The 21,064-nt window shown below is 62.3% G+C and carries 24 protein-coding genes and 1 pseudogene; 10 read left to right on the top strand and 15 right to left on the bottom strand.

Features of this window, described 5'->3' with window-relative positions; all coding sequences use genetic code 11:
• The first annotated feature begins 10 nt into the window (after positions 1-10).
• The 8 genes from flgE to flgL all read left to right on the top strand — a co-directional run bounded on the left by flgE (position 11) and on the right by flgL (position 9,135).
• Positions 11-1,252 carry a flagellar hook protein FlgE gene (gene flgE / locus AC1RWI_RS03160; RefSeq protein ID WP_043356999.1) on the top strand — a complete coding sequence of 414 codons (1,242 nt, stop codon included), beginning with the start codon at positions 11-13 and terminating at the stop codon, positions 1,250-1,252.
• A 50-nt stretch (positions 1,253-1,302) separates the two neighbouring features.
• Positions 1,303-2,046 carry a flagellar basal-body rod protein FlgF gene (gene flgF, locus AC1RWI_RS03155; protein ID WP_043356997.1) on the top strand — a complete coding sequence of 248 codons (744 nt, stop codon included), beginning with the start codon at positions 1,303-1,305 and terminating at the stop codon, positions 2,044-2,046.
• A gap of 51 nt (positions 2,047-2,097) precedes the next feature.
• On the top strand, positions 2,098-2,883 hold the full coding sequence (gene flgG / locus AC1RWI_RS03150) for a flagellar basal-body rod protein FlgG (protein WP_043356996.1): 786 nt from the start codon (positions 2,098-2,100) through the stop codon (positions 2,881-2,883).
• The gene (gene flgH / locus AC1RWI_RS03145) at positions 2,880-3,563 is read left to right on the top strand and encodes a flagellar basal body L-ring protein FlgH (RefSeq protein ID WP_492864519.1); all 684 of its coding nucleotides are present in this window, start codon (positions 2,880-2,882) and stop codon (positions 3,561-3,563) included. The genes flgG and flgH overlap by 4 nt, the downstream gene beginning before the upstream one ends.
• Before the next feature lie 14 nt (positions 3,564-3,577).
• Positions 3,578-4,711, top strand: coding sequence for a flagellar basal body P-ring protein FlgI (locus AC1RWI_RS03140; protein WP_043358519.1), 1,134 nt, complete (start codon positions 3,578-3,580; stop codon positions 4,709-4,711).
• Positions 4,712-4,713: 2 nt separating this feature from the next.
• Entirely contained in the window at positions 4,714-5,736 is a 1,023-nt protein-coding gene (gene flgJ, locus AC1RWI_RS03135) for a flagellar assembly peptidoglycan hydrolase FlgJ (protein ID WP_043356992.1), read from the top strand.
• A 215-nt stretch (positions 5,737-5,951) separates the two neighbouring features.
• Positions 5,952-7,865, top strand: coding sequence for a flagellar hook-associated protein FlgK (gene flgK, locus AC1RWI_RS03130; RefSeq protein WP_043356990.1), 1,914 nt, complete (start codon positions 5,952-5,954; stop codon positions 7,863-7,865).
• A 37-nt stretch (positions 7,866-7,902) separates the two neighbouring features.
• The gene (flgL, locus tag AC1RWI_RS03125) at positions 7,903-9,135 is read left to right on the top strand and encodes a flagellar hook-associated protein FlgL (protein ID WP_043356987.1); all 1,233 of its coding nucleotides are present in this window, start codon (positions 7,903-7,905) and stop codon (positions 9,133-9,135) included.
• Between the two features lie 503 nt (positions 9,136-9,638).
• Here the strand turns inward: flgL and AC1RWI_RS03120 are convergent.
• The 8 genes from AC1RWI_RS03120 to AC1RWI_RS03085 form a co-directional block, all read right to left on the bottom strand.
• On the bottom strand, positions 9,639-10,190 hold the full coding sequence (locus AC1RWI_RS03120) for a cytochrome b/b6 domain-containing protein (protein ID WP_492864516.1): 552 nt from the start codon (positions 10,188-10,190) through the stop codon (positions 9,639-9,641).
• Positions 10,191-10,211: 21 nt separating this feature from the next.
• Positions 10,212-10,478, bottom strand: coding sequence for a PepSY domain-containing protein (locus tag AC1RWI_RS03115; RefSeq protein ID WP_043356983.1), 267 nt, complete (start codon positions 10,476-10,478; stop codon positions 10,212-10,214).
• 91 nt (positions 10,479-10,569) lie between these two features.
• Positions 10,570-10,890: a hypothetical protein gene (locus AC1RWI_RS03110; protein WP_082055237.1), complete on the bottom strand. Its 321-nt coding sequence runs from the start codon at positions 10,888-10,890 to the stop codon at positions 10,570-10,572.
• A gap of 1,401 nt (positions 10,891-12,291) precedes the next feature.
• Positions 12,292-12,705, bottom strand: a complete 414-nt coding sequence (locus AC1RWI_RS03105) for a hypothetical protein (protein WP_144410052.1) — start codon at positions 12,703-12,705, stop codon at positions 12,292-12,294.
• A gap of 58 nt (positions 12,706-12,763) precedes the next feature.
• Positions 12,764-14,059 carry an MFS transporter gene (locus tag AC1RWI_RS03100; protein ID WP_082055235.1) on the bottom strand — a complete coding sequence of 432 codons (1,296 nt, stop codon included), beginning with the start codon at positions 14,057-14,059 and terminating at the stop codon, positions 12,764-12,766.
• On the bottom strand, positions 14,056-14,811 hold the full coding sequence (locus AC1RWI_RS03095; RefSeq protein WP_043356974.1) for an MBL fold metallo-hydrolase: 756 nt from the start codon (positions 14,809-14,811) through the stop codon (positions 14,056-14,058). The genes AC1RWI_RS03100 and AC1RWI_RS03095 overlap by 4 nt, the downstream gene beginning before the upstream one ends.
• Before the next feature lie 13 nt (positions 14,812-14,824).
• Complete coding sequence (locus tag AC1RWI_RS03090; protein ID WP_043358518.1) at positions 14,825-15,175, bottom strand: DsrE/DsrF/TusD sulfur relay family protein; 351 nt, start codon at positions 15,173-15,175, stop codon at positions 14,825-14,827.
• Between the two features lie 7 nt (positions 15,176-15,182).
• Positions 15,183-15,836, bottom strand: coding sequence for an ArsR/SmtB family transcription factor (locus AC1RWI_RS03085; protein ID WP_043356972.1), 654 nt, complete (start codon positions 15,834-15,836; stop codon positions 15,183-15,185).
• A 253-nt stretch (positions 15,837-16,089) separates the two neighbouring features.
• Between AC1RWI_RS03085 and AC1RWI_RS03080 the strand changes: the two are divergent.
• Positions 16,090-16,328: pseudogene (locus tag AC1RWI_RS03080) on the top strand (EamA family transporter); the annotation flags it as partial.
• Between the two features lie 109 nt (positions 16,329-16,437).
• Here the strand turns inward: AC1RWI_RS03080 and AC1RWI_RS03075 are convergent.
• From AC1RWI_RS03075 to AC1RWI_RS03045, 7 genes are all read right to left on the bottom strand, one after another.
• Positions 16,438-16,701: a GDCCVxC domain-containing (seleno)protein gene (locus AC1RWI_RS03075; RefSeq protein WP_082055234.1), complete on the bottom strand. Its 264-nt coding sequence runs from the start codon at positions 16,699-16,701 to the stop codon at positions 16,438-16,440.
• 27 nt (positions 16,702-16,728) lie between these two features.
• Positions 16,729-17,286: an RNA polymerase sigma factor gene (locus AC1RWI_RS03070; protein WP_043356971.1), complete on the bottom strand. Its 558-nt coding sequence runs from the start codon at positions 17,284-17,286 to the stop codon at positions 16,729-16,731.
• Positions 17,287-17,288: 2 nt separating this feature from the next.
• Entirely contained in the window at positions 17,289-17,498 is a 210-nt protein-coding gene (locus AC1RWI_RS03065; protein ID WP_043356970.1) for a YgaP family membrane protein, read from the bottom strand.
• A gap of 110 nt (positions 17,499-17,608) precedes the next feature.
• Positions 17,609-18,049 carry a hypothetical protein gene (locus AC1RWI_RS03060; RefSeq protein ID WP_492864511.1) on the bottom strand — a complete coding sequence of 147 codons (441 nt, stop codon included), beginning with the start codon at positions 18,047-18,049 and terminating at the stop codon, positions 17,609-17,611.
• 112 nt (positions 18,050-18,161) lie between these two features.
• Positions 18,162-18,890 carry a cytochrome c biogenesis CcdA family protein gene (locus tag AC1RWI_RS03055; RefSeq protein WP_492864509.1) on the bottom strand — a complete coding sequence of 243 codons (729 nt, stop codon included), beginning with the start codon at positions 18,888-18,890 and terminating at the stop codon, positions 18,162-18,164.
• A complete protein-coding gene (locus AC1RWI_RS03050; protein WP_043356964.1) occupies positions 18,890-19,276 on the bottom strand; it encodes a thioredoxin family protein in 387 nt (128 codons plus the stop codon). Before AC1RWI_RS03050 ends, AC1RWI_RS03055 begins: the two co-directional genes overlap by 1 nt.
• A gap of 10 nt (positions 19,277-19,286) precedes the next feature.
• The gene (locus tag AC1RWI_RS03045) at positions 19,287-19,721 is read right to left on the bottom strand and encodes a c-type cytochrome (protein ID WP_043356962.1); all 435 of its coding nucleotides are present in this window, start codon (positions 19,719-19,721) and stop codon (positions 19,287-19,289) included.
• Between the two features lie 327 nt (positions 19,722-20,048).
• Here AC1RWI_RS03045 and AC1RWI_RS03040 point away from each other — a divergent pair, with 327 nt between their 5' ends.
• Entirely contained in the window at positions 20,049-20,879 is an 831-nt protein-coding gene (locus tag AC1RWI_RS03040; protein WP_492864506.1) for a DUF6969 family protein, read from the top strand.
• Positions 20,880-21,064: the final 185 nt, after the last annotated feature.

The following is a 21,064-nucleotide window of genomic DNA, read 5'->3' as shown; positions in this document are numbered from 1 at the left end:
GGAGAAAATCATGGGTTTCGGTCAAGGGGTAAGCGGCATCAATGCCGCCGCATCGAATCTGGACGTCATCGGCAACAACATCGCCAACGCCAACACGGTCGGCTACAAGCAATCGACTGCGCAGTTCGCCGACGTGTACGCCGGTACCAAGATCGGCTTGGGCACGACCGTGAATTCGGTGGTGCAGTCGTTCAACCAGGGCAATATCGAATCGAGCGGCAGCGCGCTCGATGTGGCCATTACCAATGGCAACGGCTTCTTCCGCCTGGCCGATTCCTCGGGCTCGGTGTTCTACTCGCGCAATGGCCAGTTCCAGCGCCAGCAGGACGGCAGCATCACCAACGCGCAAGGCCTGAAACTGACCGGCTACCCGGCTGGCACGACGGGCGGCGGCGCTGTGCAGCCGCAGCCGCTGGTGGTGCCGAACACCACCATGGCCGCCAAGGCGACCACCACCCTCGGCATTTCCTTCAACCTGAACTCCGGCAGCACCGTGCCGACCACGCCGTTCGCCAGCACCCCGGCCGCGCTGCCGACGTCGAGCATGTTCAACTACAGCTCCGGCGTCACCGTCTATGACTCGCTGGGCAACGCCAAGCAGCTCACCGCGTACTTCTCCACGGGCACGCCCGGCGCGGGCACGTTCCCGGCAGCGGGCGGCGGCGGCACCGACTGGACGATGAACCTGACCGATGCGGCGGGCAACGTGGTTGGCGCGCCGATCACGCTCAAGTTCGACTCGAAGGGCACGCTGCAGTCGCCGGCCGCCGGCGCTACCACCGCCATCAACATTGCCGCCGCCAACGGTGCGGCACCCCTGGCCATCGCGATGGACCTGACCGGCACGACGCAGTTCGCCGGCGCCAACGACACCAAGCCGCCTGTGCAGAACGGCTATACCGCGGGCAGCCTGCTCGGCTTCGCGATCCAGCCGGATGGCACCATCCTTGGCAGCTACTCGAACCAGCAGACCCAGGGGCTGGGCCAGGTCGTGATGGCCGGCTTCGGCAACGTGCAGGGCCTGAAGCCGGAGGGCAACAATGTGTGGTCCGCGACCGGCGCATCGGGCCAGGCCGTGGTCGGCGCGGCCGGCGGCAGCCTTGGCACGCTCAAGTCCAATGCGGTGGAGGCATCCAACGTGGACCTGTCCGGCCAGCTGGTCAGCCTGATCGTGGCGCAGCGCAACTACCAGGCCAACGCGCAGACCATCAAGGCGCAGGACACCGTCATGCAGACGCTGGTCAACCTGTAATGCGCAGCGTTGGCAAGACGAGCCGCACGCACGGGAACTAAAGGGACGCCATGGACCGCATGATCTATACCGCCCTGTCGGGGGCCAAGCAGACGCTCGACCAGCAGGCCGCGGTGTCCAACAACCTGGCCAATACTTCCACGCCGGGCTTTCGCGCGCAGGTCAATATGTTCCGCGCGGTGCCGGTGGTGGGGCAAGCCTCGCCAACGCGCGCATTCACACTGGCCTCCACGCCTGGCGCCGACTTCAAGGCCGGCCCGCTGACCTACACGGAGCGTCCGCTGGACGTGGCGCTGCAGGGCAACGGCTGGCTGACGGTGCAGGCACCGGACGGCACGGAGGCTTATACCCGCGCCGGCTCGCTGCAGGTGTCCGCCGACGGGCAGCTGGTTACCAGCACCGGCCTGCAGGTGATGGGCGACGGCGGCCCGATCGCGGTGCCGCCGGGCGCGCAGATCACCATCGGCAGCGATGGCACGATCACCGCGCGCGGCCCTGGCGAGACCTCAGCGGGCCTGGCCCAGGTGGGCAAGCTGCGGCTGGTCAATCCACCGCCCGATTCGATCGCCCGAGGCGACGATGGCCTGTTCCGGCTGCGCCCCGGCGCGCAGCCGCTGCAGGTTGACGCCAACATCCGCGTCGTTTCCGGCGCGATCGAAGGCAGCAACGTCAACCCGGTGGAGGCGATGGTCGACATGATCGCCAACGCCCGCCGCTTCGAGATGCAGATGAAGATGATCCAGGGCGCTGACACCAACGATCAGCGCGCCAATCAACTGCTCTCGAATAACTGAACTTTGAATTGATGTGCTGCCGCGGCTCGCGGCAGCCTTGTGAGGACAAACATGATCCGCTCTCTCTGGATTGCCAAGACCGGCCTCGATGCGCAGCAAACGCAGATGGACGTGATCTCGAACAACCTGGCCAACGTCTCCACCAACGGCTTCAAGCGTGGGCGTGCCGTGTTCGAGGAACTGATGTACCAGACCGTGCGCCAGCCCGGCGCATTGTCTTCGGACCAGACCACGCTGCCGTCCGGCCTGCAGCTGGGCACCGGCGTGCGCCCCGTGGCTACCGAGCGCATCCATACCCAGGGCAATCCGCAGCAGACCGGCAACAGCAAGGACGTGGCCGTGATCGGCCAGGGCTTCTTCCAGGTCACGATGCCCGACGGCACCACCGCCTACACGCGCGATGGCTCGTTCCAGACGGACCAGAACGGCCAGCTGGTGACGTCCAGCGGTTTCGTGATCCAGCCCGCCATTACCCTGCCGGCCAACTACACGGCGCTGACGGTCGCACGCGACGGCGTGGTCTCGGTGACCCAGCCCGGTTCAAGCGCCAACGTGCAGGTCGGCCAGCTGCAACTGGCTACCTTTGCGAACCCGGCCGGCCTGGAAAGCCTGGGCGAGAACCTGTACGTGCAGACCGATGCGTCGGGCGCGCCGAACACCACGGTGCCTGGCCTGAACGGCTCCGGCACGTTGCAGCAGAACTACGTCGAAGCGTCCAACGTGAACGTGGTCGAAGAGCTGGTGAGCATGATCCAGACCCAGCGCGCCTACGAAATCAACAGCAAGGCTGTGCAGACCTCCGACCAGATGCTGCAGCGCCTGACCCAGCTGGGATGATCATGATTGCCTCGCTGACTCGCCTGGGCGCGCTTGCCCTTTGCTGCTTGGCGACAGGTTGCGCGATGATGCCGCGCGAGCCGCTGGTCCAGCTGCCCACCTCCGCGCGGGCAGAGGTGCGCGCGCCGGCGCCGGCGAGCGGATCGATCTACCAGTCGTCGTACGCGGGCAATCCGTTGTTCGAGGATCGCCGGCCGCGCAACGTGGGCGACATCCTCACCATCGTGATCAGCGAGAACGTCAACGCCAGCAAGAACTCCGGCACCAACGCCAGCCGCACGTCCAATAGCGCGCTGGCTTTCGACGCGGTGCCCAGGGCGCTTGGCGGGCTGTTCAGCAGCGCCCAGAACGCAACCATGAGCGGCGCCAATGCGCTCAAGGCCAGCGGCGGCGCCAGCGCCACCAACACGTTCAACGGCACCATCACCGTGACCGTGCTGGAAGTGCTGGCCAACGGCAACCTCATCGTCTCCGGCGAAAAGCAGATGGCCATCAACCAGGGCGCGGAATACATCCGCTTCTCCGGGGTGGTCAATCCGCGCACGATCACCGGCGACAACGCGGTGCCGTCCACGCAGGTGGCCGACGCACGCATCGAGTACACCGCCAAGGGCTATATCGACGAGACGCAGAACATGGGCTGGCTGCAGCGTTTCTTCCTCAATGTTTCACCGTATTGATCACTGACCGCGTCATGTCCCTGTCTTCGCTCCCCGCCTCGCGCAGCCGCTTCGTCCGCGCTCTTTTCCTGGCGCTGACGCTGGGCCTGCTAGCAGGCGCGCCGCACGCGGAACGGCTGAAGAACCTGGCCAACTTCCAGGGCGTGCGCGACAACCCGCTGGTGGGCTATGGGCTCGTGGTGGGGCTGGATAGCACCGGCGACCAGACCATGCAGACGCCGTTTACCACGCAGAGCCTGACCAACATGCTCTCGCAGCTCGGCATCACCCTGCCGGCGGGCAAGAACATGCAGCTCAAGAACGTGGCCGCGGTGATGGTCACCGCCACGCTGCCGCCATTCGCGCGGCCCGGCAGCCAGCTCGATGTGGTGGTGTCGTCGATGGGCAATGCCAAGAGCCTGCGTGGCGGCACCTTGCTGATGACGCCCCTCAAGGGCGCCGACGGCCAGGTCTATGCGATCGCGCAGGGCAATATGCTGGTGGGCGGCGCGGGCGCGTCGGCCAACGGCAGCAAGGTGCAGGTCAACCAGCTGGCGGTGGGCCGCATCGCCAATGGCGGCATCGTGGAGCGCGCGGTGCCTGCGTTCCAGCCTGAAGGCGGCATCCTGAACCTGGAGCTGCGTGAAACCGACTATGGCACGGCCGAACGCGTTGTCGAGGCGATCAATCGCGCGATGGGCGGCGGCGTAGCCAGCGCGCTGGACGGCCGGGTGGTGCAGGTGCGCGCGCCCGCGGCCCCGAGCGCGCGGGTAGGCTTCATGGCACGCATCGAGAACATCGAGGTCACGCGCGCCAAGGCCGCCGCCAAGGTCATCCTCAATGCGCGTACCGGCTCGATCGTGATGAACCAGGCCGTGACGGTGGACGACTGCGCGGTGGCGCATGGCAATCTGTCGGTGGTGATCAATACGCAGCCGGTGATCAGCCAGCCGGCGCCATTCAGTGGCGGCCAGACGGTGGTGGCGCCGGTTTCGCAGATCAACATGAAGCAAGAAGGCGGCGCGCTGCAGATGGTCAAGGCAGGCGCCTCGCTGGCCGCGGTGGTCAAGGGCCTGAACGCGCTGGGCGCGACGCCGGCCGACCTGCAGACCATCCTTGAAGCCATGCGTGCCGCGGGTGCGCTGCGCGCCGACCTCGAGATCATCTGATCATGTCAGCCAGCCGCGTGGCCGCACAGGCCGAACTCTCGCAACGCTTCGCCCTGGATACGCAGGGCTTCGAAGGCCTCAAGCAAAGTGCCCGTACCGGCGCCACCCCGGAAACGCTGCGCACCGCCGCGCGCCAGTTCGAGGCGGTGTTCACGCAGATGGTGCTCAAGAGCATGCGCGACGCCACGCCGCAGGACGGTTTGTTCGACAACGAGCAGACCAAACTGTACATGTCGATGATGGACCAGCAGCTGTCCCAGCAGATGTCCACGCGCGGCATCGGCCTGGCCGACGTCATGGTGCGCCAGCTCGCGCGCGCCAGCGGCGCGGGCCTGCCGCCCGAGCTCGCCGGCGCGGCCGCGAAGCAGGCCGCCGTGCAGGCGGGCATGGACGACGCGGCCCCCGGCCTTGCGCGCACGCTGGACATGCGCAATGGCGACGCGGACGCGCCGCGTGCGGGCAGCGTGGTGGCCGGCACCAGCTGGAACCCCACCGCGGGCTTGCGCCAGTACCAGTCGCAGGACACCGGGGCCTGGCAGGGCGGCAACGCCGTGTTGCCCGAAGACACGCCGGCCCACATTAGCGCCTTCGTCTCCCGCATGGCGGGGCCGGCGCAATCCGCGGCGCGCGCCACCGGCGTGCCGGCCAAGCTGATCCTGGGTCAGGCCGCGCTCGAATCCGGCTGGGGCCGGCGCGAGATTGCCTACCCGGACGGCAGCACCACTTTCAATGTCTTCGGCATCAAGGCGGGCGCCAACTGGAAGGGCCAGGTCGCGGAAATCACCACCACCGAATATGTCGACGGCCAGCCGCAAAAGGTGCGCGCGCGTTTCCGCGCATACGGCTCGTACGACGAAGCCTTTGCCGACTACGGCCGCTTGCTGAGCAACAACCCGCGCTACGCCGAGGTGCTGGCCGCGGCTACGCCGGACGACGCCGCCCGGGGGCTGCAGCGTGCCGGTTACGCCACGGATCCGGCTTACGGTGAAAAGCTGGTCCGGATCATGCGGAAAGTGCCCGTCTGAGCGCATGCCGCGCCCTGGCAGGGCGCAGGCCGGCCGGATGCAAATTGTCGGCGCCGCGCACTAAAGTCTCCTTGTACTTCTGCCGTTACTTACATCATTCACCGCCGTCCATGTCCGGCAGCGGCGAACCGGCATCGAAGGCTTCGCGACAAGCGGCCACGGTGCACGGATCGCCGGGTCAGGCACACGGCAGCCACCAGATGCGGGGTTAGAGCATGTCTCTCTTCAATATCGGACTTTCCGGCCTGAACACGGCGCAGAACGCGTTGACGACGGTTGGCCACAATATCAGCAATGCCGCCACGGCAGGCTATACGCGGCAGAACACCCTCATCGCGTCCGCGGGTGGCCAGTACACCAGCAGCGGCTTCTTCGGCCAAGGTTCCAACACGACCTCGGTGGTCCGCGTCTACGACGAGTTCCTGACCGGCCAGCTGCGCAACGCCCAGTCCGCCAGCGCCCAGCTCTCGACGTACTCCAGCCAGATCGGCCAGATCGACAACCTGCTGGCCGACCAGACGGGTGGCATCGCACCGCTGATGCAGAAGTTCTTCGCCGCCGTGCAAGGCGTATCGGATACGCCGGCGGATCCGGCCGCGCGCCAGAACATGATCAATGCCGGGCAATCGCTCACCGGGCAGGTGCGCGCCGCCAACTCCTACTTCCAGCAGTTGCGCGATGGCGTCAATACCCAGCTGCAGAGCTCGGTGACGCAGATCAACGCCTACTCCCAGCAGCTTGCCAAGCTCAACGACCAGATCACGCGGGCTACCGCTGCCGGCGGCGGCCAGCCGCCCAACGACCTGCTCGACCAGCGCGACCAGATGGTCTCGCAGCTGACCCAGCTGGTAGGCGTCAAGGTGGTGCCGCAGGACAACACCTACAACGTGTTCGTCGGCAACGGCCAGCCCCTGGTGATGGGCTCAAACTCCTATGACCTGAAGGCGGTGCAATCGTCGGCCGATCCGTCGCGTATCACGATCGCCTACACGCAGGCCAACGGCAACGTGACCGAGATGGACGAAAGCACCCTCACCGGCGGCTCCGTCGGCGGCTTGCTCAAGTTCCGCACCGAGTCGCTGGATCCAGCGCAGAACGCCATCGGGCGGCTGTCGGTGACGCTGGCCCAGACCTTCAACGACCAACATAAGCTCGGCGTGGACCTGACCGGCCAGATCGGCGGCAACCTGTTCAAGCTCGGCACGCCCGTCACGCTGCCCAAGAGCTCGAATACCGGCACCTCGCTGGTATCGGCCAGCATCAGCAATACGTCGCTGCTGACCACCAGCGACTACACGCTGACCTACGACGGCACCAACTATTCGCTCACGCGCATGTCGGACAACACGGTCGTGGCCACCCAGGCGGGCGCCACCGCCACCTATCCGCTGACGCTGTCGGCGGACGGCGTGGACGTCAAGATCCCGACGGCGATGTCGGCCAATGATTCCTACCAGATCCAGCCGACCCGCAATGTGGCCGCCAGCATGGACATGGCCATTACCGACCCCGCCAAGATCGCCGCCGCGGGCCCGCTGCGCGTCAGCGCAGGCACCACCAACACCGGTACCGGCACGGCCAAGGTCAGCAATGTCGCGCAAGGCTTCAGCCTGCCCGCTACCACGATCACGGCCAAGTTCAACGGCGCCAACTACGTCTTCACCGATGCGACCGGTGCTCCGGTCGTGCCCACCAGCGGCCCGACCCCCAGCGGCACTGCAACGCAATACGCGTTCAACGGTGTCACCGTCAGCTTCGACGGCACGCCCAAGACCGGCGACAGCTTCACGCTGGCGCCCAACCTGAGCGGCGTTTCCGACAACGGCAACGCGCTCGCGCTGGCCAAGCTGCAAACCACCAAGACCATCGGCGGCGTGTCGAGCTACAACGACGCCTTCGCGCAGCTGGTCAACGACGTCGGCAGCCGCGCCAAGTCGGTCCAGATCGCATCGACGTCGCAGGACAGCGTCACTACCCAGGTGCAGACGGCGCAGCAAGGCATCTCGGGCGTGAACATGGATGAGGAAACGGTCTCCATGCTGCGCTTCCAGCAGCTCTACCAGGCGAACGCCAAGGTCATCCAGACTGCCACCACGCTGTTCGATACCATCATCGGTATCGGCCGCTGATCGCTTCTGAATACCCGGATCTCCCAAAGGAACAGACATGCGCGTCGCAAGCTCCACGCTCTACCAACTCGGCCTGGCCTCGATGAACAGCCAGCAAGGCTCGTTGCTGCATGTACAGCAACAGCTCGGCACCGGGCGCCGTATCCTGACCCCGTCCGACGACCCGGTGGGCGCCACCCGGGCGCTGGTGGTCTCGCAATCCAGTGCGGTCAACAACCAGTACGCCACGTCCCGCAAACAGGCCAACACCAACCTGTCGATGGAGCTGAATTCGCTCAACAGCGTCGTCACCACCGTCCAGAACATCCAGACGCTGGTGGTGCAGGCCGGCAACGGCACCATGAGCGATGCCGACCGCGCCTCGGTCGCCTCGGCGCTGCAGGACTCATACAACCAGCTGCTCGGCCTGTCCAACGCCGACGACGGCAACGGCCAGTTCCTGTTCGCGGGTTACCAGTCGTCCACGCCGCCGTTCGCGAAGAACGGCAGCGGCGCGGTGGTCTATGGCGGCGATACCGGCCAGCAACTGCTGCAGGTCGACGTTGCCCGTCAGATGCCCACCAACGACAACGGCAACGCGATCTTCATGAGCGTGCAGTCCACCGCCACCTACGTTGCCTCCTCGCCCAGCGCCAATACGGGCACCGGCGAGTTCAGCGCGATCTCGGTGACGGATCCGACCAATGCGCTGTACGGCCACAGCCTATCGCTCAATTTCGCCACCGATGCCGTCACCGGCAAGATGCAGTACCAGGTAATGGACCAGAGCGCCGCGCCGCCGGCCGCCGTTGGCGCCCCGGTGGACTATGTGGACGGCGCCGGCATCTCGGTCGGCGGGCTCTCGCTGTCGATCAAGGGCACGCCCAAGGATGGCGATGTCGTCAACCTGCAACCCGCGAAGCAAGCAGGCACCGACATCTTTGCCAACCTGCAGAGCGTCATCAACGCCTTGAAGCAGCCGATCGTCACCACCGCCGACCGCGCCACGCTGGCCAACGCGCTGTCCACGGCAAACCGCCAGATGGCCAACTCGCTGGACAACGTCAGCACGGTGCAGACCTCGGTCGGCTCGCGCATGAATGAGCTCGATGCGCTCAACACCATCGGCACCAACCGCGGGCTGAACTACACCGAGACGCTCTCGGGCCTGCAGGACCTGGATTACTATTCGGCCATGACCGAGTACTACCAGCGCCAGACTTCGCTGCAGGCGGCGCAGCAGTCGTTCATGCAGATCCAGGGGATGAACCTGTTCAAGTATCTGGGGTAGGCGCGGCTTTTCGCGCCTGGCGAAAATGGCAACGAAAAAAACATAACGGCGGAACGCGCAAACAGATAAGTGTTTTGCACTGCTGAGTCTGGCTGCGGCCCTTGCTGGGCAAGGGTTGCGGCTATGTATTTGTCATTCGTTTCGTCGTTTTATTCACTGCCGGCTTACTAGGGTCGCGGAACGACGCGTCCAAATCGATTTAGACGGACCTCGCATATCGCTTCACCGCGGTCGGCCACTAGCCCACCCCGTAGCCTCAGTAGTAAAACTGGTTCGCTATGCTATGCATGCAACCATTGTCCAATTACCTTGATACCTCCGACCTCGCTGTCCTGCTGAAGGTCACCCTTGCCACCATCCTCCGCCGGGCCAGGAGCAAGCCCCAATCCTTGTCTCCCCCGGCTGCCCTCGGTCCCAATTTCCCCCTCCGCTGGAGGCAGGCTGACGCCGCCAACTGGCCAAATGAAGTTGGGATTGCGAGCATATGCGGGTTGTTCGCGAGCCTAAAGAGCTGGGTCCTCAGGGTCCTCGTCCCGTCGTTTGCGACCAGTCAGCATGGCGACGATGAGGTTCTCTTTGTGAACCTTGCCCATGGCGATGGCGGCAATGACGTGTACCGCTATCAGTACCATCAAGATATCCGCGAGTAGTCCGTGCACATCCTTCGGCCAGTCCTCGCCCCAGAACGCGTCTAGCCTCGACATCCAGCCCGTTACCGCGAGAGCAAGGATGAGCGTCCACATCGTGAGCATCATCAAAGCACCGAGCGGTGTATGACTTAGATGCCGTGTTGGTCGGCGGGCAATGATTTCTGCGAGGTCCGTGATGACCCGGGAGGGCGTGGGGACCCAAGTAGAAAACCGTGCAGGCTCCGTGCCAATGAAGCCCCAGAGGATACGAAACAGGACGAGGCCCGTGACAACATATCCGGCGGCGCGATGCAGCGGTCCGCCGGAGTCCTCGAACAAGTTCCACAGCACAAGCGTCGCTACGCTCCAATGGGTTAGACGAACCACAATATCCCAGACGCGTACCGACGCGGTGCTTGTCACCATGTTGAGCTCAACTGGCTATCGTTATTTCTCGATTTCCGATTTCACGACATCCAGCGTCTTGGTGTCGTAGTAAATCTCGGCCTTCTTGCCTTCCTTCGTGGTGCCATAGATTTCATAGCAGTTGCCATCTACTTTGAACTTCTTGATGTTGTAGCCCTGCGCCTCAATCTTCGCTTTGGCATCGGCTTCCTTCATCCATTCGGCTTTGGGATGCGCGGCGCATTTGGCGCCGGCGAATGCGCCTGTCGAGAACACGCCCGCGAGGACGAGCAAGGAAATCCGCAGCATGGAAGGTCTCCACTTCAGTGTTGGATGGCCGCATAGCATATCGAAAACGAATAATAATTCGCAATACGGGATTGCCTGCAGCACCCAGAGGTCAGTCCTCGTCATCGTGCCAGCGATGCCACTCGCGGTGACGCTCCCGCCACTCATGCTCTCTCCAGCGCTGTTCACGCCACTGGCGTTCCCGCCAGGCTCGCTCGCGCCAATCATCATAGTATCCAGGAGCAACGACCACAGGTTGCGATTCGACTACCACTGGCGGCGGAGCGTAGACAGGAGCGGGGGCATACACCGGCGCAGCTACGAAGGGTAGCGGGAGGCCGATGCCGACACCAACATTCACATGAGCGTGCGCGCCGGCGGATGCAACTGCGGCGGCCGCCGCCAGGATGGCGAGCGAAACAATCTTCCTCATGGTTACATATCCTCTTTGAATACTGCCTACCTGAATGGACCTCGCCGCAGGACAGGCTGGCGTGAAAAGTCAGAGGCAGTTGCCAACAAAAACGAGAGGAGCGGAATGTTCGTTGACGGAGTCGCCCCAGGATTTTGTATCCAAATCTGTCCGCAGGGCGTAGGTGCCGGGAGTATGTCGCCTGGCATGGCAATGGATGACACGCCGGGGCGACCCCCGCCGGGGAACTCGGACTAGATGCGAGTGCAGTGTTCCAATTGCTGCATGCGGGCTTCATCCGAACAGTCAGCGAAGCCAATGACGAGCCTGCTGTTCAGTCGTCTGCGGAAGTGCCGCCTTTATCCGCAAAGTCCGAAGCGCCCCTCCAAATGCGGCCACTTGCCACGGCCAGGATGTATCTCACGGACGCAATGGCCTGAGCGTTCGGCACGACGGACCATCCTGTCAGGAGGCGGCTCATCGAAGCAACGGACCCAGCTTCCGTCGAGGTGGTGTTCGGAGAATTCCTTGGGATACTGCAGGAAATTGCCACGCCGTCGATGGCGGGGCAAATCGAGGAATCGATCCGGAGTCTTATGTCCGTTGGCAACCAGGATTTGGTGTGCGGCTTAGAGGCGCGCGCAGCTGTGCCTGCGAGGGACAAATCAATCCAGCACAATTCTGCATTGGTGGTCGAGCAAGTCGCTGCTGCAGCAAGCATGCCGACGCGGCAACCGCAAGCTTGAGGGCTCGGCTCTCACCCGAGCGTGACCCGCCCCGGCAGGTCAGATTAACGCGATGACTGCCTGATGCCATGCTGCCTGCGATTGTCCACTACTAGTCGTCGTGTCCGTGTCGGCCGTGCTCCCCGTGACCATGCTCCCCGTGGCCACGCCCGCGCCACCTGCGCTCGCCTTGGTCGTCGTCGTCATCGCGTCCCCGCCAGTAAGGGGCATACACGGGAGCTGGCGCTACGACAACCGGTCGAGGGACATACACCCGTTGCGGTGCAACATACACAGGCGGAGCCACATAGACCGGCGCAGGTTCAGCATAGATTACACCGGGTACGCCGATGCCAATGTCGACGTTCACATGCGCTTGAGCCGTAGACGTCACAGCGAGCAGCGCGCCGCCGAGCGCTACGATGATTGCAAGTCGCTTCATTTTCAAATATCCAGCTTTTCGTTGGCGCAATTGTACGTGCACCGCAGCATCTCGGTGGATGACTGTGTCGAGGGCAGCGGGCGTCATGCTCACGAGGCATGCATTGGCAGTCCCGCTTTGCGCGTGCTGCTTTGAGATCTACACGGAGGGATGCCTCAAAGATTGCTCGCGGCCATGGTTGCCGATGCGATGCCGACGGACCTTCGAGACACTACGTTCGGGTAGGAGTAAACATCGTGTCTAGCCGATATTTAATTAAGGCAAGCGGCCGGAATTCTCATGAAAAATGAAGACAATCGTCAGAATTTTCTGCGCGAGCGCAGTGCCGTCCTTCATGGCTAGCTCCCAAACTTCCTGAGAGAATTGCGTGTGCATTGGCCAGCCAACCTTGAGGCCGAGTATGAAGAGTAGGAAGGCGAGTTCATTACGTGCTGGCTTTGGTTTGTAAGGTCTTGCAAATCGCGCATAAAGGGACCAGGCCTGTGCCAGCCATTCCGGCGTGAACTGTAGTTCCGGGAAGATGTCCTTGATGCGTATCCCCAAATCGGGGTCGAACTCCAATTCTGCTGCTGCCATGCGTTCACGCAGCCAGTGGGCATCCAAGAAATCTAACTTATTAAAACCGAAGAGAATCCGGTCGACGTTTGCAGAATTTGGCATCGTATTCACAAAATGTTCTCAAACTTCTCTTGATTGGCGTCTCTTTCTAGGCTTGTAACGTTTGCCGTTAGGGGGAAGGGTTGAGGCGCGGATGCGTTTCTTCGCCCCAGTGGTAGAGCACAAGGCCAGACAGGCCCATGGCGACGGCAACGAACCAGAAGGCACTCTCCACGCTGCCGCCGAGCGCTGCGGCGGCACCCAGGCCGAGCGCACCGATGCCGTAGCCAAGGTCCCGCCAGAAGCGGTAGATACCGATGGCGGATGCCCGCCAACTCGGGTGCGCGATGTCAGCGACTGCGGCGCTCAGATTGGGGTACAACATGGCCATGCCCAGTCCGGCGAGCGCAGCAGAAACACTCCACCAAACCGCGCCACTCCCCATCGGTAGCATGGCCACGCCAGTTCCGCACACCCACATGCCCCAGACATTGAGGTGTCTGCGTCCCACCTTGTCAGAAAAGCTGCCGGTAAGGAACTGGGCGCCGCCCCAAGTGAATCCATAAACGCTGACAATCCAGCCGATGCCGGGCAAACTGACTCCCTTCTGGTGCAGATAGACCGGCCAGAGGGCCCAGACCAATGCATCGACGAATTTTTCCACCAGGCCGGCCTGGCACAATGCGGCCATTCTTCGGTCGCGCCAGGTCATCAGAGCGAACATTTCGAAGGTGGAGGGCTGTTCGCTGACACCGGCGGGATAGCGCGGGCGTAGCATCGTCGGTGACGCGCCTTTGGCGTGTTTCTTGACCTCGGCATGGGCCCAAGGCATGGTCTCCACTACCGCTAGCCAGGCGAGTAGCGTCGCCAGTCCAATCACTGCGGCGCCGAACCATAACAGCCCATTTCTCGGCCCGAGCCAAGACGCGGCATACCCAGTGACGATTCCCGCAACTGCCACCCCCATGTATCCGGAGAACTCGTTGAGGCCGATGACTAAGCCACGCTGGTCAGCCCGCGTGATGTCGAGCTTGGCGGTCTGTGTCATCGACCACGTCAGGCCCTGATTGACGCCTAGCAGGACGGTCGCTAAAACAATCCAGCCCCACGTTGGAGCGAAATAGACCAGTGGAGGAATCGGCAGTGCGACCAGCCAGCCAATGAGCAGCACACGCCGGCGGCCAATATGCTCAGCCAGACGGCCAGCGATAAAGTTCATGGCGCCTTTAACGAAACCAAAGGCGACGACGAAGGCCACCAGCAGCATGAACGAGCCACGCGGTACACCGAACTCGCTCTCGGCCAGGGCCGGTACGACGGTGCGCATCATACCAATGGTCATCCCCACCAGCAGGACCTGAAGCAGTTGCTGTAGAACCTGGCCCAGGTTGGCGCGGATACCGAAGTCTATCGAAGAGGGGGTCAAGGGCACGCGACCTCGGGCGCAATGCCATGCCGATTGGCCTCAATGATGCGTGCCATGTCTTGCGGTTGCGGGGGGATGTCGACAGTCACAGCATCGACAAAGGCCTCACGCGACATGGATAGCATCGGGTTGAAGCGCTTCTCGAATCCGATGGTGGATGCGGGCTTCCCAGACAACCCCGCGCCACAGGCGCTACCGGCCTGGTGTCCCGGGTAAATCTCAAGGTCGGCAGGCAGGGTCAGGAGCTTCTGGTGCAAGCTGTCGTACAACCGGGCGGCCATCTCTCGCTCTTGACCAGCGAGGTCCGGACGTCCGACAGCGCCGACGAAGAGCGTGTCACCGGTGATGACAAACCAAGGCTCGTCGCCTCGGCGCAGGTCGCGTACAAGCAAGCAGACGCTGTCGAGTGTATGGCCGGGAGTGTGCAACACGTCGACCAGCACATTGCCCGCCTCAAGCCGCTGTCCATCGGTCAGGGGCGCGAAGTCGAACGCGACCTGGGTCTTGTTGCTTTCGTGCAGGTAATACGGCGCGCCGACTCGTCGCGCCAGCACGGGGCTGCCAGAGTAGTGGTCAGCATGCACATGTGTGTCGATGACGTGGGCAATCACGACGCCCGCGTTTTTGGCTTCGGCGATGAACCAGTCCTCATCACCGGCAACCACGTCGACGGCAACGGCCTTGCCGATACCAGCGCAGCCAAAGAAATAGGAAAGAGTGGCGTTCTCTGCGAGACGCTGACGGAAGAACATCGGAACTCCTTTGTCAAAACACCAGCGCCTTGTCGGACCAGGTGGTCCATTGCATCAACTCGTCGAGATTGCTGCGGTGAGCGCCTGCAATAAGGCCTTCCGCCGTCATGCCGCGCGCATCCATGCAGGAGCCACAGACATCGATGACACCGGCGTGGCTGACAACGGAGCCGAGCATCGCCTCGAGGTTGTAGAAGCCGCTTGGCACCTTCTGGTGACGGTGCGCAGCCAATGCCGCGTCGCCCATGAGGAAGCCCCTGACTTCGTTGCCTTCCTGGCGAGCTAGTGCCCCTGCCAACCGTGTGCCGTTGTAAGTACGTTCGTTGCCATATGGAGCATCGTTGAGTACGACAAGAGTCTTCATGGTCAATCTACGCCTCTACAGGCAGCCCATGCGCGCGCCACTCGGCTACCCCATCAGCCAAGTGGAAGGCGCGGTAGCCCTTGTTTCGCAGCAGTTTGACGGCGTCCCTGGCCATCAGGCAGAAGGGTCCTCGACAATAGGCAACCACTGGCGTGTCCTTTGGGAGGGCAGCGAGCTTCTTCTTGAGTTCGCTCAACGGCAACGAACGAGCGTGCGGCAAGTGGGCAGCGGCGAATTCCTCGGCTGGCCGCACGTCAAGAATTAGTACTTCCCCAGCCTTGGCCTTCTTCAGGATGGCAGCCCGGTCGAGCTCCTCCAAGTCGTCGCTGTGGTCGACGATAGACGCGAGCGCCACCTGCAAGTCCACCAGCCGCTCTTCGGCTTCCGACCGCAGGTTCACCCATAGGTCAGCAACGCTGGTGCTTGCCAGGCGGTACAGCACATATTTGCCGTCCCTGCGGGTCTCAACTAGACCTGCATTGCGAAGCTCCTTGAGATGCGCACTCGTCAGCTTCACGCTGATTTCTGCCTGGACAGCCAGTGTCTCGACAGACTTTTCCCCTTGGCACAGGAGTTCAATCAACTCCAATCGTTTGGGGCTGGCGATAGCTTTTCCGATGCGCGCTACCTGCTCATACAGGTGGTTCTTTAGTTCTCTCATTTCGACATTCTAGAGAGTGTTAGAATGTCCGGCAAGTTTACCTTCGAGGTTGTAGTGCTTCTTAAGGGAAGGCATCCATTCTTTCGGAGGGAGGGCGCAGTGGCCCCTGTGGAAACGGCCTGGGTACTACTGAGGATGGCCGTCATCATTGATGGCCGTGGGGGCGCAGGAAAGAGCTTCAAGTGCTGGAGTGCCCCGGGGTCGCCGCAGTTAGCGCGATAATAGATGTTGTCTTCCTTGCTCCGATTTCTACATGTCCATCCGCGCTGCCGCACCTGCGTTAGCCGCCGCTCTGCTCTTTGGAGCAAGTACGCCTCTGGCCAAAATGCTGGTCGGGTCCGTTGCTCCGCTGTTGTTGGCCGGGCTCCTCTACCTAGGGATTGGGCTGGCATTGGGCGCAATTCTCGCTGGCAGCGTGGCTGGCCGGCACCTTTGAAGGAGGGGCTCGTGGTGACTGATGGTGCGTCAGCTTCATTGCTTCTGAACGTTGAGGCCAAACCTCCAGCAATCCCTGTTGGGGAGGGAGCTGCGCATCCTCCAGAAACGCTATTCGTCCCTGCCTTGGGCCCAATGTTCTTCGGCGGCAATCCGACCGTGGTCTTTACTGCGGCCTCACCTCTGATATCGCGCTGACGCTGCAACAGCGACGAGCTCTCTGCATGGACGGACACTTCACGGAGCCGTAGCTGCAAAAGACCCAGCAGTCGCCAGGCAACGGACGAAGCCGCATATGGCAGCCCTCGCACTCGTAAAAGAAGAGGCACGCATCTGTGGGCATTTCAAGTTCGACGGCCTGGCCACACGCCGGACAGGTCAGTGTCGAACGCAATTGAACTGTAGTTGCATCCGTTGGGGGCGTGCTCATATTTTTCGCCTCTGGTCTTCCGCTTGCTCACGGCCCAGCGGGTGGCGGATGCGGGGTGATATCCGGACCCAGCATGTATTCGCGCACCAATTCCCGTGCGCGATGTAACCGGCTCTTGATGGCGCCATGGGGCTCGCCCAGGCGTTGCGCAATCTCGGCAATCGTCAATTCTTCGAAATCGCGCAGCAGAACAACTTCCAGATAGTGCGCGGGCAGGGACTCGAGGGCATTGGCGAGGTCAACCCGGAGGGCATCGTCACTTCTGCGGGCCAGCAGTTCCTCGGCAATATCCTCCGGCAGCGGGTCGTGTTTGAACATCATCCGCTCAAGCCTGCGGCATTCGCGCTTGATGACCATGAAGAGCCAGGAAGAAAACGCCGCCGCCGCCTTGAGTCCTTTGACCTTGCGCGAGATGATAAGCAGCGACTCCTGTACGGCATCGTCGACATCGCTGGCCTGGCAGTGCTTGTAGGCATAGCGCCGCGCATCGGCCTGACAGACAGCCAGCAGACGGGAGATGGCGGCCGGGTCTCCCGTCTGCGCGGCCAGTATCAGGTTTTCACGTTCGATTCCGCTCGCCGCCATGGCTACTGCCTCTTGTCCAGTTTGCGACCCACCATCGCGCACATGGGACAAAAGCCGAACAAGCCGGTCATGGCCAGCATCGCGCCCGTGATGCCCAGGCCGATGGCCAAGCTCGAACCACCCCAGTTCATCACGGCATAGCCCAGGCTCATCAGGCCCATGATGACGCGCAGGGTGCGTTCCCAATTCGGGACATTCTTCACATAGAACATGGCGATTTCCTTTTATCGGTCAGCAGTTGAGGACCGTCCTCGAAAACTAAGAGGCTTCTATCGGGAAAAACGGTTCGCCGAGAATGAAAGAAACGCGTCCATGCGTCCATTTACTGCGGCGCGGCAACCATCTGGCCGTCCAGAATGAAGATGCGGTCAGTAGGATTGGCAGACTTGATGTGCAGGGTTCCGGCGCCTTTCAGGCTCTTGAAGCTGCCGGTGCCTGAGACAACCTCCCAGAAGCCGTTGTCGTTAATTTCTGGCTTGCCGTCCTTGCCGGGCAGGAAGACGGCGCGGACGGTCCACTTGATATAGGCCACGTTGCCCTCGCCCTTGGTGGCAACCAGGTAGCCGCTCGGGTCACCGGAAACGCCGGGTACGATGTCGTGACGTCCGTATTCGACGATTTGTGCTCCATCGAGCAAGCCTGAACCGGAAGCGGTGCCTTCCCTTTTGACCATCAGCACGAAATGTCCCGTGCCGTCCTTGAAATCGAGCTTGATTTGCTCCTTGGGAACCATGGTCGCCTGTACGTTCAGCGGGGCTGCCATAGCCGTGCCGGCGCCGAGGAAAGCGATGCTGAGAGCGAGTGTAGCGAGCCTGCGAAGGCTGACTGGATGTTTGCGCACGGGAAGCCTCTTTGAAGATGTTTAGGAATCAGGGTTAGAAACGCGTGGTCAATGCGGTGAGCCACGCAGGGGAATGGTCCACCAGCCAGGCCTCCATGGCCTTGTCGGTTCCGCTCAGCATAAGCCCGGCGACGGCCACCATGATGACGCCCATCGCAATTTTTCCAGTCTTTCCCGCCCGCATGAGGTTGCCGCGCATTTTCACCATGGCACCACGAGAAACGTAGGCCAAGGCTACGACGGGTAAGGCCGCGCCGATTCCAAATACGCCCATGAGCAGCGCGGCCTGCGGCAAATGCGAACCCTGGCTGGCAAGCACGACAGCCGCACCAAGGGTGGGGCCCACGCAGGGACTCCACACCACGCCCAACATTAGGCCAATGGCGAACTGGCCCCACAGCCCGTCAGGTTGTGCCAGGGAAATCAGGCTGCTGCCAGCGGCGCTCAGGCCCGACGTGGCGGTGGCGAAGCGCTGCTGCAGGCTACCTGACAGCAGGACGACGCCCAGCAGGGCGAGCGTCGTCGCCCCCAGAAGACGAAAAACACCGGTGTCGATGCTCAGGGCCGTCCCGGCCCAGGCGAGCAGGGTCCCGATAGTTGCGTAGGAAATGGCCAGACCACCGGCGAGTGCGAGTGGTGCACGCGGGTGCACACTTGTTGCCGACCCGAGCAGGACGGGAACAAGAGGCAGGACGCAAGGCGACAGCGTTGAAAGGAGCCCGGCCAGAAAGCCAAATCCGTAGGAGCCGAAACCGAGTTCCATCAATTGACCGTTTTCCTGATGAGGCTTTCGATGCCGGAAGGCGTCGTATCGCCAACCGACCGCCCGACTTCCGAAGCGCCCTTGAAGGCCACCAGCGTGCTTTGCATGCCAACCTTGAACTTCTTCAGCGCGGCCTTGTTGGTGTCGAAGTCGACGGTCAGCACCGTTACATCCTGGTAGGCGGACTGCTTCAGGAGGCCTTCGATGACGGGCTTTTGTGCCTTGCAGGTCGGGCACCAAGTTGCGCTGACCTCAACGACCACGGGGTTGCCCGCGTGGGTCAGTTGGTCGAACACCTGTGGTGTGTAAGGCCGGATTTCGCCGGCCCTGGCCAACGAAACCAGAGTGGTGAGGCCAATCGCAACGACTGTTCGCAAGATTTTCATAGCACCTCCTTTACTGTTTCGTCGGCTTGAACGTTCTTTGCTCTTGTTCAACGAAGGCGACCAGCGCCGCCAATTCCTTTGAGTCCCAGGGCAGCGGCTTGGCGGCCATGGGCATCACCATGCAGGCCTGAATCATCTCGTCCAGGTAAACCTGCTTGCGTCCCAGTTGGTCCCTAGCCATGACGACCGTGTGTGGATAGGGCTTCGCAAAACTGTCCGAATACGAGGCATGGTTGGCGTGGCAGGTCGCGCAGGACATCCCGTTCGTTGACAGCTTGGGGTCGTGGAAGAGCCTTTCGCCGAGCTTTGCGTCGCCCTCGCGGGGCTTGTAGCCAGCAGGGCGCACGGTCAGCGCACTCGCATCACCCTCGGCGGAAGCGGTCGGGGAGAACAGGACCGAGGCAGTACACAGCGCCATCAGCGCGGTGAGCGTGAGTTTTTTCATGGCGACCCTTTTCGTGGGAGGAACACCCACTAAGAGGCGACCTGATGCGAAAACGGTTCGCGTTCTGCGCAGAAAAAATTCTTTGATGGCGCGAACCCGCTTGGCGCCTGGGGCCCTCTTAGTGGTCGAGGAAGCCTGCTGCAACCTCGCGTTACCTTACTCCCAAGGAGGCATCATGAAAACACCACTGAAACTCATATCGCTCGCCACCCTGACCGCCACCACCTTGGCATTGCCGGCGGCCGCACAGACACAGGAGATGAAGGGCTCAGCAAAGTGCCAGCCGAGGGCTGAGACGGCGAAGTGCGGTGCAAAATGCGCGGGCAAGTGCGCGCCCAGGAAGAGCATGGAGAAGGCAAAGTGCGGCGCCAACAAGTGCGCGCCAAAATGTGCCCCGAAATGCGCCCCCAAGAGCTGATATCCGTGGCCTGGCTCCGGCAGTCAACGAGTCCGGCCAGTGACGCCGCGCGCGTCGCTGGCTTGCGCTTGCTCAATGTCTATGCGGACCTGGCCCAGCGAGGGGAACATCTTTTAGGTGGCCTGTTGCGCGGTCAGGCGCCGAGGCAATGGACGCACTATCCGGAAGAAGATGCTATCGACGTGAAGAGCGGATACCAGTGGTTCTATCACTCACACTCCCCCGAGGACCGGCCTGGCACCTCGGAACATGGACATATTCACTTGTTTGCGCGCCCCGAACTTTGGGGTCGACGGTTTCGGTTGCGGCGAGAAGTGGTGTTCTCAAAACATACGGGGGGAGCCGAACATTCGGTCAGCACGAGGCATCTGCTGACAATCGGCTTCGATGCCAAGGGGCTTCCGAAGAGCCTCTTTATGGTCAACAGCTGGGTGACCGGCGATTTGATGCTCAGCACCGAAACAACGACTGAACTGCTGGACCGCATGGTGCTGGACACCGGCAATGCGGATGTCGATGCCGTCATCGAATCGGTCACGCGCCTTTTTAGAACCGAAATACGGGACTTGCTTGTGAGGCGAGATGAGGTGCTCTTCGGATTCAAGGGCGACAGCGTGCTTTCCAACGAGTCGCTTGAGGTGCTCTCAGAGCTTGCAATTGACGTCGACTCGAAACTTTCTGATTGGGATGGGTCGTTGGATTCTTTGGTCCAGAGCGACCACAGGTCTTCCTGGCCTTGATTGAGATGCTATCGGCCAACTGCCTCTTTTGGCTTTCCCCAGTTCGCCCCTATCAGATTTTCTTGTTTTGGCGACGAGTAGGCGCAGTGCCACAGCGATTCCGCAATCCGGAGGGCAACGTTTGAGGCATCAATTCTTAACACCTTACTCGTCTTGCAACGGGGCTATGTTGACATCAGCTGTGC

The sequence above is a fragment of the Cupriavidus sp. MPR-AND1C genome (assembly GCF_058809705.1).
The sequence above is the reverse complement of the archived record's forward strand: the minus strand, read 5'-3'. Positions and strand labels throughout refer to the sequence as shown.